Below are 15,773 nucleotides of genomic sequence, written 5' to 3'. Positions count from 1 at the left end.
GATTGTCAGTGGCGGCGGGTACGGTCTTTGGCATGGGGAAGCTGGGAGCCGCGCACATTGTGTGGGACTGGAACGGCACGCTGTTCCACGACAATGACGCGATCATCGGGGCGACGAACGCGGCGTTCGCCGAGCTGGGGCTGGAGCCGATCACGCTGGAGCAGTACCGGGCGATGTACTGCGTGCCGGTGCCGAAGTTCTACGAGCGGCTGATGGGTCGGCTGCCGACGGACGCGGAGTGGGAGGTCATGGACGCGACCTTCCACCGGTACTACGCCGAGCACCGGGTGCGGTGCGGGCTCACCGAGGGCGTGGTGGAGCTGCTGGTGGAGTGGCGGTCCGCGGGGCGCAGCCAGTCGATCCTCAGCATGTACGGGCACGAGGAGCTCGTGCCGCTGGTGCGCGGGTTCGGGATCGAGAGCCACTTCATACGGGTCGACGGGCGCACCGGGCCCTCCGGGGGCAGCAAGGCCGAGCACATGGTGCGGCATCTCGCGGCGCTGGCCGGGGTGAACCCCGAGCGGACGGTGGTCATCGGGGACGCCGCGGACGACGCGGTGGCCGCGCGGCACGTGGGCGCGCGGGCGGTGCTCTACACCGGCGGGTCGCACAGCCGGGACAGCCTGGAGTCGGTGGGGGTGCCGGTGGTGGACACCCTGCACGAGGCCGTCGCGGAGGCGGAGCGGCTGGCTGCCGCGGCGTGAGGCGCGGCCGGGGTGCGGCCGCGCCCCGGGTCAGGTGACCGGTGCCTTCGCGCGCAGGACCGTCAGGAACTCGCGCATCCAGGTGGGGTGGTCCGGCCAGGCGCGGGAGGAGACCAGGGTGCCGTCCACGACGGCCTCGGTGTCCTTGAAGGTGGCGCCGGCCGACTGCATGTCCAGCTCAAGGGCCGGGTACGCGGTGACGCGGCGGCCGCGGAGGGCGTCCACCGCGGCGGTGAGCAGGGGGCCGTGGCAGATCTGGGCCACGGGCTTGTCGGCGTCGAAGAAGGACTTGAGGATCTTGCGGAGTTCGGGGTCGTTGCGGAGGTATTCGGGGGCTCGGCCGCCGGGGATGACGACGGCGGCGTACTGGCCGGGGTCGACCTCCGCGAAGGCGAGATCGGCGGGCCACGTGTAGCCGGGTTTCTCGGTGTAGGTGTCGAAGCCGGGTTCGAAGTCGTGGACGACGAACTGGAGTTTTTTGCGAGTGGGGGCCGCGATGTGGACTTCGTAGCCCTCTTCGCGGAGGCGCTGGTACGGGTAGAGGACTTCCAGGGACTCTGCGGCGTCGCCGGTGACGATGAGGATCTTGGTGGGCATGGGGGCGGCTCCCCTCCGGGGATTGGCGTCACTGGGCAACGTGCACTCACGGCCGCTGCCTTGCCAAGGGGACGCGCCGATTTCCGGGCACCCGGGGCAGGGGTCGAGCGGCACGACTGCCCGCAACTGCGTCGGCGTGCGTCGGACTGTGCAGAGTGTCAAAGTTCTGCCCCCCGTTTTGTACACATACGGCTCATGACGGGCCCCCCGTAAGGAGCGATAGCCTTGGTGGCGTGATCAGCGCGATAGTTCGCGGGGGCGGCGTTGCCCCTGCCCTGCGCCCGGGACGCACGGACGACATCCGTGACCGGGCGGCGGTCGCTGGTCTTCGCGGGCGGGTCGGGGCGTCCAAGGGCCCCGTCAAGGCGTCGTACGCGTCTGAAATGGCTGATAACCCCCCGCTCATCTCACCTTGCGGCATAGCGTCGAAGCAGACCGGACACCCCGCGTCTCGGCGTCACGTCGGAAGGGCAGAGACCGTACTTCCTTCTACGTCACGCAACGGCGCGCGACAGGAGCCAGAGGACAATGCAGACCAAGCTGGACGAAGCCAAGGCCGAGCTGCTCGACAGGGCCGCCCGGGTAGCTGAGAACAGCCCGGTCGGGGGGCACCTACCGACTGGGACGACGGAACACGGCACCCCCGACCGGGAGGCCGTGCTCGCGTTCCTCCAGCGCTACTACCTGCACACCGCCCCGGAAGACCTCACCGACCGGGACCCGGTCGACGTCTTCGGAGCCGCCTACTCCCACTACCGACTGGCCGAGAACCGCCCCCAGGGCACGGCGAACGTGCGCGTCCACACCCCGACCGTCGAGGAGAACGGCTGGACGTGCAGCCACTCCGTGGTCGAGGTCGTCACCGACGACATGCCCTTCCTCGTCGACTCCGTGACCAATGAGCTGACGCGGCAGGGGCGCGGCATCCATGTCGTCATCCACCCCCAGATCACGGTGCGCCGCGACGTCACCGGCAAGCTGATCGAGGTGCTGCCCACCCGGCCCACCGGCGACCTGCCGCACGACGCGCACATCGAGTCCTGGATCCACGTCGAGATCGACCGCGAGACCGACCGCGCGGACCTGAAGCAGATCACCGCCGATCTGCTGCGCGTGCTCTCCGACGTCCGCGAGGCCGTCGAGGACTGGGGCAAGATGCGCGACGCGGCCGTGCGCCTCGCCGAGGGGCTGCCCGAGGAGCCGCTCGCCGGCGATCTGCCCGGGCAGGAGGTCGAGGAGGCCCGCGAGCTGCTGCGCTGGCTGGCCGACGACCACTTCACCTTCCTCGGCTACCGCGAGTATCAGCTGCGCGACGACGACTCCCTCGCCGCCGTCCCCGGCACCGGTCTCGGCATACTGCGCTCCGACCCGCACCATGCGGGCAAGGACCAGCACCCGGTCAGCCCGTCCTTCGAGCGGCTGCCGGCCGACGCGCGTGCCAAGGCCCGCGAGCACAAGCTGCTGGTGCTGACCAAGGCGAACAGCCGGGCCACCGTGCACCGGCCGTCGTACCTGGACTACATCGGCGTCAAGAAGTTCGACGCGGACGGGAACGTCGTCGGTGAGCGGCGCTTCCTGGGTCTGTTCTCCTCCGCCGCCTACACCGAGTCGGTCCGCCGGGTGCCGGTGATCCGGCGCAAGGTCGACGCGGTGCTCGACGGCGCCGGGTTCTCGCCCCACAGCCACGACGGGCGCGACCTGCTGCAGATCCTGGAGACGTACCCGCGCGACGAGCTGTTCCAGACGCCGGTCGACGAGCTGCGCGCCATCTCCACCTCCGTGCTCTACCTCCAGGAACGCCGCCGCCTGCGGCTCTACCTGCGCCAGGACGAGTACGGCCGCTACTACTCGGCCCTCGTCTACCTCCCGCGCGACCGCTACACCACCGGCGTGCGCCTGCGGATCATCGACATCCTCAAGGAGGAACTGGGCGGCATCAGCGTCGACTTCACCGCCTGGAACACCGAGTCGATCCTGTCCCGGCTGCACTTCGTGATCCGCGTGCCGCAGGGCACCGAGCTGCCGCAGCTGTCCGACGCCGACCGGGAGCGCATCGAGGCACGGCTGGTCGAGGCCGCCCGCTCCTGGGCCGACGGCTTCGCGGAGGCGCTGAACGCCGAGTTCGGCGAGGAGCGCGCGGCGGAGCTGCTGCGCCGCTACGGCAACGCCTTCCCCGAGGGCTACAAGGCCGACCACACCCCGCGCAACGCGGTCGCCGACCTCGCCCACCTCGAACGGCTCGACGAGGAGCAGAACTTCGCGCTCAGCCTGTACGAGCCGGTGGGCGCTGGCCCCGACGAGCGCCGCTTCAAGATCTACCGCACGGGCGAGGCGGTCTCCCTGTCCGCGGTGCTGCCGGTGCTCAACCGGCTCGGCGTCGAGGTCGTGGACGAGCGGCCGTACGAGCTGCGCTGCGCCGACCGCCGGGTCGCGTGGATCTACGACTTCGGGCTGCGCATGCCGAAGGCGCAGAACGGCTCCGTGGACGGCGCCTACGCCAGTGACGACGCCCGTGAGCGCTTCCAGGAGGCCTTCGCCGCCACCTGGACCGGCCAGGCCGAGAACGACGGCTTCAACGCGCTGGTGCTGACCGCCGGGCTGACCTGGCGGCAGGCGATGGTGCTGCGGGCGTACGCGAAGTACCTGCGCCAGGCGGGCTCCACGTTCAGCCAGGACTACATGGAGGACACCCTCCGCGACAACGTCCACACCACCCGGCTGCTGGTCTCCCTGTTCGAGGCGCGGATGTCGCCGGAGCGGCAGCGCGCCGGGCTGGAGATCGTCGACGCCCTGCTGGAGGAGCTGGACGCGGCGCTCGACCAGGTGGCGAGCCTCGACGAGGACCGCATCCTGCGCTCCTTCCTGACCGTCATCAAGGCGACCCTGCGGACCAACTTCTTCCAGGAGGCGCTCGGCGGCAAGCCGCACGACTACGTCTCCATGAAGTTCGACCCGCAGGCCATCCCGGACCTGCCGGCGCCCCGCCCGGCGTTCGAGATCTGGGTGTACTCGCCGCGCGTCGAGGGTGTGCACCTGCGCTTCGGCAAGGTCGCGCGCGGTGGTCTGCGCTGGTCGGACCGGCGGGAGGACTTCCGCACCGAGATCCTCGGCCTGGTCAAGGCGCAGATGGTCAAGAACACCGTCATCGTGCCGGTCGGCGCCAAGGGCGGCTTCGTCGCCAAGCAGCTGCCGGACCCGGCCGTGGACCGCGACGCCTGGCTGGCGGAGGGCATCGCCAGCTACAAGACGTTCATCTCGGCGCTGCTCGACATCACCGACAACATGGTGGCCGGCGAGGTCGTGCCCCCCGCCGACGTCGTCCGGCACGACGAGGACGACACCTACCTCGTCGTCGCCGCCGACAAGGGCACCGCGACGTTCTCCGACATCGCCAACGAGGTCGCCCAGCAGTACAACTTCTGGCTCGGCGACGCCTTCGCCTCCGGTGGCTCGGCCGGTTACGACCACAAGGGCATGGGCATCACCGCGCGCGGCGCCTGGGAGTCCGTGAAGCGGCACTTCCGCGAGCTGGGCGTGGACACGCAGAGCGAGGACTTCACGGTCGTCGGCATCGGCGACATGTCCGGTGACGTGTTCGGCAACGGCATGCTGCTCAGCGAGCACATCCGCCTGGTCGCCGCCTTCGACCACCGGCACATCTTCATCGACCCCAACCCGGACGCGGCCATCTCCTACGCCGAGCGGCGCCGGCTCTTCGAGCTGCCCCGCTCCAGCTGGGCCGACTACGACACCAACCTGATCTCGGCGGGCGGCGGCGTCTTCCCGCGCACCGCCAAGGCGATCCCGGTCAACGCGCACATCCGCGAGGCGCTGGGCATCGAGGGCAAGGTCGCCAAGATGACCCCGGCCGACCTGATGAAGGCGATCCTCCAGGCGCCGGTGGACCTGCTGTGGAACGGCGGCATCGGCACGTACGTGAAGTCCGGCGCCGAGTCCCACGCGGATGTCGGCGACAAGGCCAACGACGCCATCCGCGTCGACGGCAGGGACCTGCGCGTCAAGGTCGTCGGCGAGGGCGGCAACCTGGGTCTGACCCAGCTCGGCCGGATCGAGTTCGCGCTGCACGGCGGCCGGATCAACACCGACGCCATCGACAACAGCGCCGGCGTGGACACCTCCGACCACGAGGTGAACATCAAGATCCTGCTCAACAGCCTGGTCGCGGACGGCGACATGACCGTCAAGCAGCGCAACAAGCTGCTCGCCGAGATGACCGACGAGGTCGGCCGGCTGGTGCTGCGCAACAACTACGCGCAGAACACGGCGATCGCCAACGCCCTCGCCCAGTCCAAGGACATGCTCCACGCCCAGCATCGCTTCCTGCGCCACCTGGTGCGCGAGGGGCACCTGGACCGGGCCCTGGAGTTCCTGCCGACCGACCGCCAGATCCGCGAGCGCCTCAGCACCGGCCAGGGCCTCACCGGCCCGGAGACGGCCGTCCTGCTGGCGTACACGAAGATCACGGTGGCCGAGGAGCTGCTGCACACCTCGCTGCCGGACGACCCGTACCTGCGCGGCCTGCTGCACACGTACTTCCCGACCGCGCTGCGCGAGCAGTTCGGCGACCGTATCGACACCCACCCGCTGCGCCGCGAGATCACCACGACGGTGCTGGTCAACGACACCGTCAACACCGGTGGTACGACCTATCTGCACCGGCTGCGCGAGGAGACCGGGGCGTCGCTGGAGGAGATCGTCCGGGCGCAGACCGCGGCCCGCGCGATCTTCCGCTCGGCGCCCGTGTGGGACGCGGTCGAGGCGCTCGACAACAAGGTCGAGGCCGACGTCCAGACCCGGATCCGGCTGCACTCGCGCCGGCTGGTGGAGCGCGGCACGCGCTGGCTGCTCAACAACCGGCCGCAGCCGATCCAGCTCGCCGAGACCGTCTCCTTCTTCGCCGAGCGGGTGGAGCAGGTCTGGAACGAGCTGCCGAAGCTGCTGCGCGGCGCGGACCTGGAGTGGTGGCAGAAGATCTACGACGAGCTGACCGACGCCGGGGTGCCGGACGAGCTGGCCACGCGGGTGGCCGGGTTCTCCTCCGCCTTCCCGACGCTGGACATCGTCTCGGTGGCCGACCGCATGGGCAAGGAGCCGCTGGACGTCGCCGAGGTCTACTACGACCTCGCCGACCGCCTCAGCATCACCCAGCTGATGGACCGCATCATCGAGCTGCCCCGCGCCGACCGCTGGCAGTCCATGGCCCGCGCGGCCATCCGCGAGGACCTGTACGCCGCGCACGCCGCCCTCACCGCCGACGTGCTGGCGGTGGGCAACGGCAGCTCCACGCCGGAGCAGCGGTTCAAGGGCTGGCAGGAGAGGAACGCGGCGATCCTCGGCCGCGCCCGCACCACCCTTGAGGAGATCCAGTCGTCGGAGACGTTCGACCTCGCCAACCTGTCGGTGGCGATGCGGACGATGCGCACGCTGCTGCGGACGCACTCGTAGCCGCGTCCGTGGACGTACGACGCGAAGGAGCGCCCCGGGCCCGATGGTCCGGGGCGCTCCCCGTTGTACGGCGGCGCTCAGCGCAGCGCGCTCGCCAGCAGGCGCGCCGCCCGGCGCACCCGGGGCCGGGCCACGCGCCGTACCAGCGGGCGCACCACCCGCGCGGTCACGCCCGCCGGGCGCCAGCGGACCTGGAGCCGGCCCGTGCCGCGCTCCTCCGGTTCGACGGTGACCTGGTGCGGGGCGGCACCGGAGTGGTACTCCACGCGGGCGGTCAGCGGGGCGAAGGCGGTCTCCGGGGCCAGCAGGACGCCCCGGTGGTGCTGCCCCTGGTGCTCCAGGCGCAGCACGGGATGGCGGGCGCCGTCGAAGCCGTGCAGCGGGACCGGGGCGGCGGCCAGGTCGACGTGGACATGGCCCTCGTAGACGCCCGGGCCCACCGGTGACAGCCGGAACGGCACGGCCATGCGCCGGCGCCCGGGGGAGAGCAGCAGGGTGGCGGCCTGCGGGCCCACCGGGAGGCGCAGCGCGGGGTCGTACGTGCGGATCGCGAGGTCCACGGAGGCGCCGGGGCCGGGCACGATCTCGGTGACCTCGTGCCGGAGCAGGGCGTACGGGAGGGGGCAGGTGTCCGGGGCCAGCTCGGACAGGTCCAGCTCGCGGCGCGCCTCGTCGGTGTCCGGGAGGCGGTCGCCCCAGTACGTACGACCGTCCTCGTCCGTGACGACGGCGCGCGGGCCGACCGCGTACCCCAGGCCGCGCGCGGCGAGCCGCGCGTCCGCCAGGCGCAGGTCGCGCACCAGCTGGAGCACGATGCGCTCGGGGCGCGGGAGACGGGCGTACGCGCCCGGCGTGAGCGTCGCGAGATACGGGTTGACGATCTCCGCGAACTCCCCCAGCCACTCCTCGTCGCGGTACGGCAGGTCGCCGGCGTACATCCGGAAGTCGTGCTTGAGGAACTTGTAGTCCTTCTCCTCGTGCAGCGCGCCGTGCCCGCTCTCGTCCAGGAAAGCGTCGACGAGCCGCTGGACGTGCACCCGGTCGCGCACGTTGTCGAGCCGGTGCCGCTGGTTGGAGATGGAGGCGGTGTCGGCGGAGGCGTGCGGGGCGATGTACCAGCGGTAGACCGTCTCCGGGATGACGGTGAAGGCGCGGGCCAGACAGTAGGCCTGCGCGGAGAACAGCTGGTCCTCGTAGTGGATGCCCTCCGGGAAGCGCAGTCCGTGGCGGTCGAGGAAGGCGCGGGCGTACATCTTGCTGGTCGCCAGGTGCTCGAAGAACAGCCGCGGTTCGGCGTCGATGCCGTGCACGGTACGGCGCTCGCCGACCAGGTCCGGCATCCACCGCGCGCGGTTCCCGGTGTCCGCGCGGACCCGCTCCACCGCGCCCATCACGAAGTCGACGTCCTGGTCGCGGTGGGCGGCCAGCAGCAACTCGACCGCGTGCGGTGGCAGCTCGTCGTCGCTGTCGAGGAACATCACGTACGGCGCGCGGGCGATCTCCAGCGCCCGGTTGCGCGGCACGCTGCACCCGCCGCTGTTCTCGTCCAGGCGCAGATGGAGGATCCGCGGGTCCTCGGCGGCCAGCCGGCGGGCCACCTCGGGGGTGGCGTCGGTGGAGTGGTCGTCGCTGATGACGATCTCGATGTCGGCGTGGGTCTGGCGGCGCACGGAGGCCACCGCGCGGGGGAGGCGTTCGGCGTCGTTGTAGACGATCACCACGACGGTGGCATCGGGTGCTTCGGGGGCCTGCGCGGCCCTCGGGGCTTCCGGGGTCGGGGTCATGACGCGGTCGCCTCCTGCGGGGTGGGCGCGGGGACGCGCTCGTCGACGGGGATGATCGGGGGGAGGGCCTCCTCCGGCTCGCCCAGGAAGACCCGGCGTACGACCCGTTCGGCGGCGCGGCCGTCGTCGAACTCGCAGAACCGGTGCCGGAACACCGACCGGGCCTTGGCCGCGTCGTCGTCGCGCCAGGCCTCCGAGGTGAGGAGGTCGGCGAGTTCGCCCTGGGTGCGGGCCACCGGGCCGGGGGCCTCGGCCATCAGGTCGAAGTAGACGCCGCGGGTGGCCACGTACGTCTCCCAGTCGTCGGCGTGGATGACGATCGGGCGGTCCAGGTTGGCGTAGTCGAACATGATCGACGAGTAGTCCGTGACCAGCGCGTCGGCGGCCAGGCACAGCTCCTCGACCGGCTCGTAGACGGAGACGTCGAGGACGCGGCCCGCGCGGCGCAGCCCGGTGAGGGCCGACGCCGTGCCGGCGTGGAAGTAGTGGGCGCGCACCAGCAGCACCGTGTCCTCGCCGAGCCGGTCGGCGAGCGCGGCGAGGTCCACGCGCGGGGTCCAGCCGGCCTCGTAGTCGCGGTGGGTGGGGGCGTAGAGGATCGCGCGCCGGCCGGGGGCGATGCCGAGGCGGGCGCGGATCACGGCGATGTCGGCGGCGGTCGCGGTGTAGTAGACGTCGTTGCGCGGATAGCCGTGGTCCAGGGAGACGAACCGGGACGGGTAGGCGCGTTCCCACATACGGGTGGTGTGGCTGTTGGCGGAGACGCTGTAGTCCCACTTGTCGATACGGGCCAGCAGGGCGGCGAAGTCCATGCCCTGGGCGGCGGCCGGATAGCTCATCTGGTCGATGCCCATGCGCTTGAGCGGGGTGCCGTGATGGGTCTGGACGTGCACCGCGTCCGGGCGTTTCACCACCGCGTTGGCGAAGTTGACGTTGTTGACCAGGAACTTCGCGCGGCCCAGCACCTCCCAGTAGCGGCGGCTGCCGGGCACGACATGGTCGGTGCCGGGCGGCAGCAGGCCCACACGGCCCGGGGCGACGATCCACACCGGGTGGATCTGCGGGGCGAGTTCGGCGAGCTTGGCGGCGATGGCGGCGGGATTGCAGGAGACGCCGCGGTTCCAGTACGCCGAGAAGACCGCCAGGTTGGGATCGACCGGGCGGCCCAGCGACCTGCGGTACTGGAGGGTGCGCACCTGCGTGCCGAGCCGGCGTTTGCCCGCGCGGAGGGCCGATTTCGCGGCCCGGCGGGCGTGGTTGGCGGTCTGGAGGGCGCGGTAGCGGGCGTAGCCGTCCTCTTCGAGGAGGGCGCGGCGCAGGCCCTCCGGCCCGGCCGGATGGCGCAGGCCCCTGGGCCGCCACCGGCGGGCCGCCTCGGAGGCGCGGTGGAAGAAGACCCGGGCGTCGTCCTCCGGCATGCCCGCGCGGACGAAGGTGCGCAGGCTGTCCCGGATCATCAGCTGGTACAGCACCGCGTGGGGCGGCGTGCGCGTCCGGGTGGCCTCCAGCAGGGCCTCGTAGCGGTCGAGGACGGCGAGGTGGTCGTCCAGGGTGCGCGGGGGGAGGCTTTCCCGGCGCAGTTCCCGGTGTTCGAAGCCGGGGTGGTGGGAGCAGGCGATCCGCGCGGCGGTGAGCAGGGCGGTGTGGGCGGCGAGCGCCTCGTCGTCGGTGCCGAGGGCGTCGGCGTGGGCGCGCCAGTGCTCCGCGCGTATGAGGCGGTTGCCGAGCATCGGGGTCAGCCGCAGCAGGGCGGGCCGGTCGTCGAGGGTGATCTCGGCGCGGCCCGCGCGGGCCAGCAGACGGCTGTCGTAGGAGGGCGCGCCGGAGGTCTTCCAGGTGGTGCGGACGTGGTCGAACAGGAGTACGTCCACCGTGTCCGGGAGTTCGGCGGCGCGGGCGGCCAGCAGGGCCGGGGCGCCCGCGGGGAGGCCGTCCTTGGCGTGCACGAAGTGCAGCCACCGTCCGGACGCCCGCGCCGCTCCCGCCGCGCGGGCCGCGGCGTCCCCGGTCCCGTCCGGCAGCGGGAGCAGCACCGCGCCCGGGTCGTGTTCGCGGGCCGCCTCCCGGGCCCAGTCGCCGACCGCGACCACGATCACCTCGGTGTCCGGGGCCGGGTCGGCGGCCAGGGAGGTGAGAAGGCCGGTCAGATGGCCCTGGGTGTTCGGGCCGTGGACGACGATGCTGAGCTCTGGTGGCACGGCGGACTCCCTTCACACGTTCGGGTGCCTCACGCGGCATGGCCTATTCGGTCATCGTGGCACCAAAGCGGTGAAAGGGTTAAGCCGAGTTGAGCCGGTCGGGACGCGGGGCGGGTGGGCGCCGGGCGGGGCGGGGCTCAGGAGGCGACGGCGGCCTGCGCGCCTTCGGCGGCCGTGGCCGGTTTGGGGTCGGGCTTCGGGGCGGCTGTGGCCGGCTTGGGGTCGGGCTTTTGGGCGGCGGCCGCGTCCGGCTTGAGCTCGGGCTTCGGAGCGGTGGCCGGCTCGGGCTTCGGGGCCGTGGCTGCTGCCGGCTTGGGCTTGGGCTTCGGCTTGGGCCTGGCCGTCTTGTCGCCGGTGAACGCCTCGTACTCCTTCAGGACGTCCTCCGTCGGCCCGTCCATCCGCAACTCGCCGCGCTCCAGCCACAGCACCCGGTCGCAGGTGTCGCGGATGGACTTGTTGTTGTGGCTGACCAGGAAGACCGTGCCCGCGTGCTTGCGCAGCTCGCGGATGCGGGCCTCGGAGCGCTTCTGGAAGGAGCGGTCGCCGGTGGCCAGCGCCTCGTCGATGAGCAGCACGTCGTGGTCCTTGGCGGCGGCGATGGAGAACCGCAGCCGGGCGGCCATGCCGGAGGAGTAGGTGCGCATCGGCAGGGTGATGAAGTCGCCCTTCTCGTTGATGCCGGAGAAGTCGACGATCTCCTGGTAGCGCTCCTTGACCTGCTCGCGGGACATGCCCATCGCCAGCCCGCCGAGGTGGACGTTGCGCTCGCCGGTCAGGTCGTTCATCAGCGCCGCGTTGACGCCGAGGAGGGACGGCTGGCCGCCCGTGTAGATCCGGCCGTTCTCCACCGGGAGCAGCCCGGCGACCGCCTTCAGCAGGGTCGACTTGCCGGAGCCGTTGGTGCCGATCAGGCCGATCGCCTCGCCCTTGTACGCCACGAAGGACACGTCCCGGACCGCGTGCACCCGGCGGACCCCGGACGCCTTCTCGGTCTGCTTGCGGCGCAGGATGCGGTTGAGGGCGGCGGTCGCGGAGCCGCGGCCGGCGCCGGTGCCGTTGACGCGGTAGACGATGTCGACGTGGTCGGCGATGACCGTGGGGATCTTCTCGGGGTTCTCGGGGGTCTGCTCAGCCACGGCCGTACGTCTCCTCAGCCTTCCAGAAGTAGATGAAGCCTCCGACGCCGGCGAGCAGGGCCCAGCCCGTCGCGAGCATCCACACGTGGGGTGGCAGCTGGCTCGCGTGGAAGCTGTCGATGAGCGCGAAGCGCATCAGGTCGATGTAGACGGCGGCCGGGTTGGCCTGGAGCAGCGTCCCCACCCAGCCCGGCAGGTCGGTGTGCTTGCGCAGGATGTGGTCGATGCTGAACATCACGCCGGAGGCGTACATCCAGGTCCGCAGCACGAACGGCATCAGCTGCGCGAGGTCCGGCGTCTTCGCCCCCAGCCGGGCCATGGCCATCGAGACGCCCGCGTTGAACGTGAACTGCAGGATCAGCGCCGGGACCGCCAGTGCCCAGGACGCGGCGGGCGGCACGCCGAAGGCGAGCAGGATCACGATCAGGGCCGACATCGAGAACAGCAGCTGCTGGAGCTGCTGGAGGCAGAACGAGATGGGCAGCGCGGCCCGCGGGAAGTGCAGGGCCCGCACCAGGCCGAGGTTGCCGGAGATCGCGCGGGTGCCCGCCAGGATCGAACTCTGCGTGAAGGTCCAGATGAACACGCCCGTGACCAGGAACGGAACGTAGTCCGGCACGCCGTTCTTGGTCTGCAGCAGCACGCCGAAGATCAGGTAGTAGACCGCCGCGTTCAGCAGCGGGGTCATGACCTGCCAGACCTGGCCGAGCTTCGCCTGGCTGTACTGGGCGGTGAGCTTCGCCGTGGAGAACGCGGCGATGAAGTGGCGGCGCGCCCACAGCTGCCGGATGTACCGCGGCAGGGACGGGCGGGCGCCGCTGACCGTGAGGCCGTGGCGGGCGGCGAGGGCCGCGAGGTCGGCGAGATCGTCGCCGGCCGGGGCTGGGGTGGTGGTCCGGGCGGTCGTCGGGGGCGGTGTGTCGAGGACCTGGCTCACATCCGCTGCTTTCGGTCGGGGGGGGAGGGGGGTGGGCGCGAGCGGCCGGGTTACGTCGGGACGGCACCGTATCGTCGCAACGCGAGCGTAGGACGTCGAGCGTCGGAACGCAACCGTTTCGTCGTGGCGTCCCGCGTCGGAACGCAACCGTTTCGTCGCAACGCCCTATGCTGTCCGCATGACGACGAACGCCGACGGCCCCCAGCCGCGTCCGCGCCGCCGTACCCCCGCAGGCGCGGCGGTGCTCCGCGAGGACGTGACGGAGGCCATCCGCGCGGCCGTCTTCGAGGAACTGGCGGCCGTCGGCTACGCGCGGATGTCGATCGAGGGCATCGCCCGCCGCGCGGGCGTCGGCAAGACCGCCGTCTACCGCCGCTGGCGCTCCAAGCTGCACCTGGTGCTCGACGTCGTCTCGGCCATCGCCGTGCAGGGCCTGCCGGCGCCGGACACCGGCTCGCTGGAGTCCGATCTGCGGCTGCTGTACGAGGTGACGTCCCGCGCCCTGCGGCACCCCATCGCCTCGCAGATCATTCCCGACCTGCAGGCCGAGGCGGCCCGCAACCCGGAGATCGCCGAGGCGATGCAGAAGGCGCTGCGGGACGGGCAGGAGGGCGTCGCGCTGAAGATCGTGGCGGCGGCGGAGCGGCGCGGCGAGGTCCGCCGGGGCATCGACGGCGAGCTGGCGCTCGACCTGATCTCCGGCCCGCTCTACTGGCGCTCGGTGGTGATCCGCAGCCCGAAGCTGCCGAAGGGATACCTGGCCGCGCTGTCCCACGCGACCGCCGAAGCCCTGAAGGCCCTCTGACATCAGCCGGTCAGCCGCCGCGCCAGCTCCCTCAACTCGCCCGCCCGCAGCACCCGTTCCCCGAAGCCGGGCAGCGGCACGTGCAAGGACTCGGTCCACCGCTCGGGTATCGCGTCGGCTCCGTACACCGCCCCCGCCAGCCCGCCGGTGACCGCGGCGACGGTGTCCGTGTCGCCACCGAGGTCGACGGCCGCGCGGACGGCGTCCTCGTAGGAGGAAGTGGTGCGGACGGCCCAGACGGCCGAGCCGAGGCAGGGCCAGACCGCCCCGTTGAACTCGGTCGCCAGGTCGGGGTGCCAGCCGGGGTCGAGGACGACGGCGTAGCGCGCGCGGTGGTCGGGGTGGACGGCCGCCAGCGTCTCCGGCAGGACGGCCGGCGGATCGCCCCCGGCGAGCGCGGTCCGCACCAGCTCGTGGAAGACGGCGGTGCCCTCCCAGGCGGCCCGGTCGCCATGGGTGAGGGCGGCCAGGCGGCGGGCGGCGTCCATGGTGGCGTCCCGGCCGAGGCCGGCGAAGTACACCGCGGAGGTCGCCGCCCGCATCAGGGCCCCGTTGCCCGCCGCGCGCTGGTTGACCTGGAAGTGCAGCGCGGCGGCCGTGTCCCAGCCGTCGCCGCCGCCCAGTACCGCCTCCGTCTGCAGCCCGATGTCCTTCGGCTCGGCCGCCGCCCAGCGCTGGAAGCGCCGGAAGACGTCGGGCAGGTCGAGCCCGCCCCGCTCCAGGAGGGACTCGCCGACCAGGACGGCCATCTGCGTGTCGTCGGTCGCCTCGCCCGGCTCCCAGCCGCCGCCTCCGCACATCTCCCCGCCCCGTCCCGGATGCGGGAAGCGGGCGGTGAAGGCCCCCTCGGGGCCGAACTCGAAAGGGGCGCCGAGGGCGTCGCCGACGGCGGAGCCGAGAACGGCGCCCACCGCGCGGTCGAGGCGAGAAGGGGACATCCGCGCAGGTTAGTCCCGCGCCGCCCCCGGGTGCAGCCGCACCCAGCCCTCCCACGCGGACGTGATCATGTCCTGGACGTCGTGCTTGGCCTTCCAGCCCAGCTCGGTGGCGATGCGCTCGGCGGACGCGACGACGCGGGCCGGGTCGCCGGGGCGGCGGGGAGTGACCGTCGGCGGGCGGTCGTAGCCGGTGATCGCGTTGATCCGGTCGATCATCTCCCGCACGGAGACGCCCTCGCCGCGCCCGATGTTGAGGGTGAGGTCGCGGCCGGGGGACGCCTCCAGCGCGCGGGCCGCCGCCACATGGGCCTCCGCGAGGTCGACGACGTGGATGTAGTCCCGTACGCAGGTGCCGTCCGGCGTCGGGTAGTCGTCGCCGAAAACGCGCGGAGGCGCGCCCTCGGTCAGCTTCTCGAAGACCATCGGGATGAGGTTGAAGACGCCGGCGTCGGCCAGTTCGGGGGCGGCCGCGCCCGCCACGTTGAAGTAGCGCAGGGAGGCGGTGGACAGGCCGGTCGCCCGGCCCGTCGCCCGGACCAGCCACTCACCGGCCAGCTTGGTCTCGCCGTACGGCGACATCGGCACGCACGGCGTCTCCTCGGTGACCAGGTCCACGTCCGGCATCCCGTACACGGCCGCCGAGGAGGAGAACACGAAGGACGGCACCCCCGCCGCGGTGACCGCCTCCAGCAGGACGCGCAGGCCCTCCACGTTCTCCCGGTAGTAGTGCAGTGGCAGGTCCATGGACTCGCCGACCTGCTTCTTCGCCGCCAGATGCACGACCCCGTCGATCCCGTGCCCGGCGAGCACCCGGCTCAGCCGCTCCCGGTCCAGGGTCGAGCCCACCTCCAGCGGCACGTGCTCCGGCACCCGTTCGGCGATCCCCGTGGACAGGTCGTCGTAGACCACGGCCCGCTCGCCCGCCTCGGTCATCGCGCGTACCACGTGCGCCCCGATGTATCCGGCGCCGCCGGTGATCAGCCAGGTCATGTGCGGCCGTCCCCTCGTCAGTCGGCCCCCGCGGGGCCCGGTCGGTGTGCTGGGCACACAGTGAAGCAGGCGAAGGGCCGCTGTGTGACGTGGGCGTGACGCGCCGTAGCCGGATGAAGGACGGGGCGGCGGCCAAGGGGTGGTGGATCGTGCGCCGGACGAATGCGATGAACAACCTGATGTGCCGTCAATCACCGCGAATGAGCTGTTAATAG

At 72.0% G+C, this 15,773-nt stretch carries 10 protein-coding genes; 3 read left to right on the top strand and 7 right to left on the bottom strand.

Annotated elements, in window-relative coordinates; all coding sequences use genetic code 11:
- The first annotated feature begins 32 nt into the window (after positions 1-32).
- The gene (locus ACZ42A_RS17510; RefSeq protein WP_468528071.1) at positions 33-704 is read left to right on the top strand and encodes an HAD family hydrolase; all 672 of its coding nucleotides are present in this window, start codon (positions 33-35) and stop codon (positions 702-704) included.
- 30 nt (positions 705-734) lie between these two features.
- Here the strand turns inward: ACZ42A_RS17510 and ACZ42A_RS17505 are convergent, their stop codons facing one another.
- The gene (locus ACZ42A_RS17505; protein ID WP_468528070.1) at positions 735-1,301 is read right to left on the bottom strand and encodes a DJ-1/PfpI family protein; all 567 of its coding nucleotides are present in this window, start codon (positions 1,299-1,301) and stop codon (positions 735-737) included.
- Between the two features lie 528 nt (positions 1,302-1,829).
- On the opposite strand from ACZ42A_RS17505, the gene ACZ42A_RS17500 reads away from it, so the two are divergent.
- Positions 1,830-6,767: an NAD-glutamate dehydrogenase gene (locus ACZ42A_RS17500; RefSeq protein ID WP_468528069.1), complete on the top strand. Its 4,938-nt coding sequence runs from the start codon at positions 1,830-1,832 to the stop codon at positions 6,765-6,767.
- 77 nt (positions 6,768-6,844) lie between these two features.
- On the opposite strand, the gene ACZ42A_RS17495 is transcribed toward ACZ42A_RS17500, so the two are convergent.
- From ACZ42A_RS17495 to ACZ42A_RS17480, 4 genes are all read right to left on the bottom strand, one after another.
- On the bottom strand, positions 6,845-8,551 hold the full coding sequence (locus tag ACZ42A_RS17495; RefSeq protein ID WP_468528068.1) for a glycosyltransferase family 2 protein: 1,707 nt from the start codon (positions 8,549-8,551) through the stop codon (positions 6,845-6,847).
- The gene (locus ACZ42A_RS17490; RefSeq protein WP_468528067.1) at positions 8,548-10,749 is read right to left on the bottom strand and encodes a CDP-glycerol glycerophosphotransferase family protein; all 2,202 of its coding nucleotides are present in this window, start codon (positions 10,747-10,749) and stop codon (positions 8,548-8,550) included. The genes ACZ42A_RS17495 and ACZ42A_RS17490 overlap by 4 nt, the downstream gene beginning before the upstream one ends.
- Before the next feature lie 137 nt (positions 10,750-10,886).
- On the bottom strand, positions 10,887-11,906 hold the full coding sequence (locus ACZ42A_RS17485) for an ABC transporter ATP-binding protein (protein WP_468528105.1): 1,020 nt from the start codon (positions 11,904-11,906) through the stop codon (positions 10,887-10,889).
- Entirely contained in the window at positions 11,881-12,825 is a 945-nt protein-coding gene (locus ACZ42A_RS17480; RefSeq protein ID WP_468528066.1) for an ABC transporter permease, read from the bottom strand. Before ACZ42A_RS17480 ends, ACZ42A_RS17485 begins: the two co-directional genes overlap by 26 nt.
- A gap of 178 nt (positions 12,826-13,003) precedes the next feature.
- On the opposite strand from ACZ42A_RS17480, the gene ACZ42A_RS17475 reads away from it, so the two are divergent.
- Positions 13,004-13,630 (top strand): TetR/AcrR family transcriptional regulator, encoded by a 627-nt coding sequence (locus ACZ42A_RS17475; RefSeq protein ID WP_468528065.1) that lies wholly within the window; start codon positions 13,004-13,006, stop codon positions 13,628-13,630.
- Between the two features lie 2 nt (positions 13,631-13,632).
- On the opposite strand, the gene ACZ42A_RS17470 is transcribed toward ACZ42A_RS17475, so the two are convergent.
- Positions 13,633-14,568: an ADP-ribosylglycohydrolase family protein gene (locus ACZ42A_RS17470; RefSeq protein ID WP_468528064.1), complete on the bottom strand. Its 936-nt coding sequence runs from the start codon at positions 14,566-14,568 to the stop codon at positions 13,633-13,635.
- A 9-nt stretch (positions 14,569-14,577) separates the two neighbouring features.
- A complete protein-coding gene (gene galE, locus ACZ42A_RS17465; RefSeq protein WP_468528063.1) occupies positions 14,578-15,558 on the bottom strand; it encodes a UDP-glucose 4-epimerase GalE in 981 nt (326 codons plus the stop codon).
- Positions 15,559-15,773: the final 215 nt, after the last annotated feature.

The sequence above is a fragment of the Streptomyces sp. NPDC030838 genome, assembly GCF_055572035.1.
The sequence above is the reverse complement of the archived record's forward strand: the minus strand, read 5'-3'. Positions and strand labels throughout refer to the sequence as shown.

Excerpts from the sequence above, each read along its gene's own strand:
- ACZ42A_RS17510 (WP_468528071.1), top strand. The coding sequence starts at position 33 with ATGGGGAAGCTGGGAGCCGCGCACATTGTGTGGGACTGGAACGGCACG.
- ACZ42A_RS17505 (WP_468528070.1), bottom strand. The coding sequence starts at position 1,301 with ATGCCCACCAAGATCCTCATCGTCACCGGCGACGCCGCAGAGTCCCTG.
- ACZ42A_RS17500 (WP_468528069.1), top strand. The coding sequence starts at position 1,830 with ATGCAGACCAAGCTGGACGAAGCCAAGGCCGAGCTGCTCGACAGGGCC.
- ACZ42A_RS17495 (WP_468528068.1), bottom strand. The coding sequence starts at position 8,551 with ATGACCCCGACCCCGGAAGCCCCGAGGGCCGCGCAGGCCCCCGAAGCA.
- ACZ42A_RS17475 (WP_468528065.1), top strand. The coding sequence starts at position 13,004 with ATGACGACGAACGCCGACGGCCCCCAGCCGCGTCCGCGCCGCCGTACC.
- ACZ42A_RS17470 (WP_468528064.1), bottom strand. The coding sequence starts at position 14,568 with ATGTCCCCTTCTCGCCTCGACCGCGCGGTGGGCGCCGTTCTCGGCTCC.
- galE (WP_468528063.1), bottom strand. The coding sequence starts at position 15,558 with ATGACCTGGCTGATCACCGGCGGCGCCGGATACATCGGGGCGCACGTG.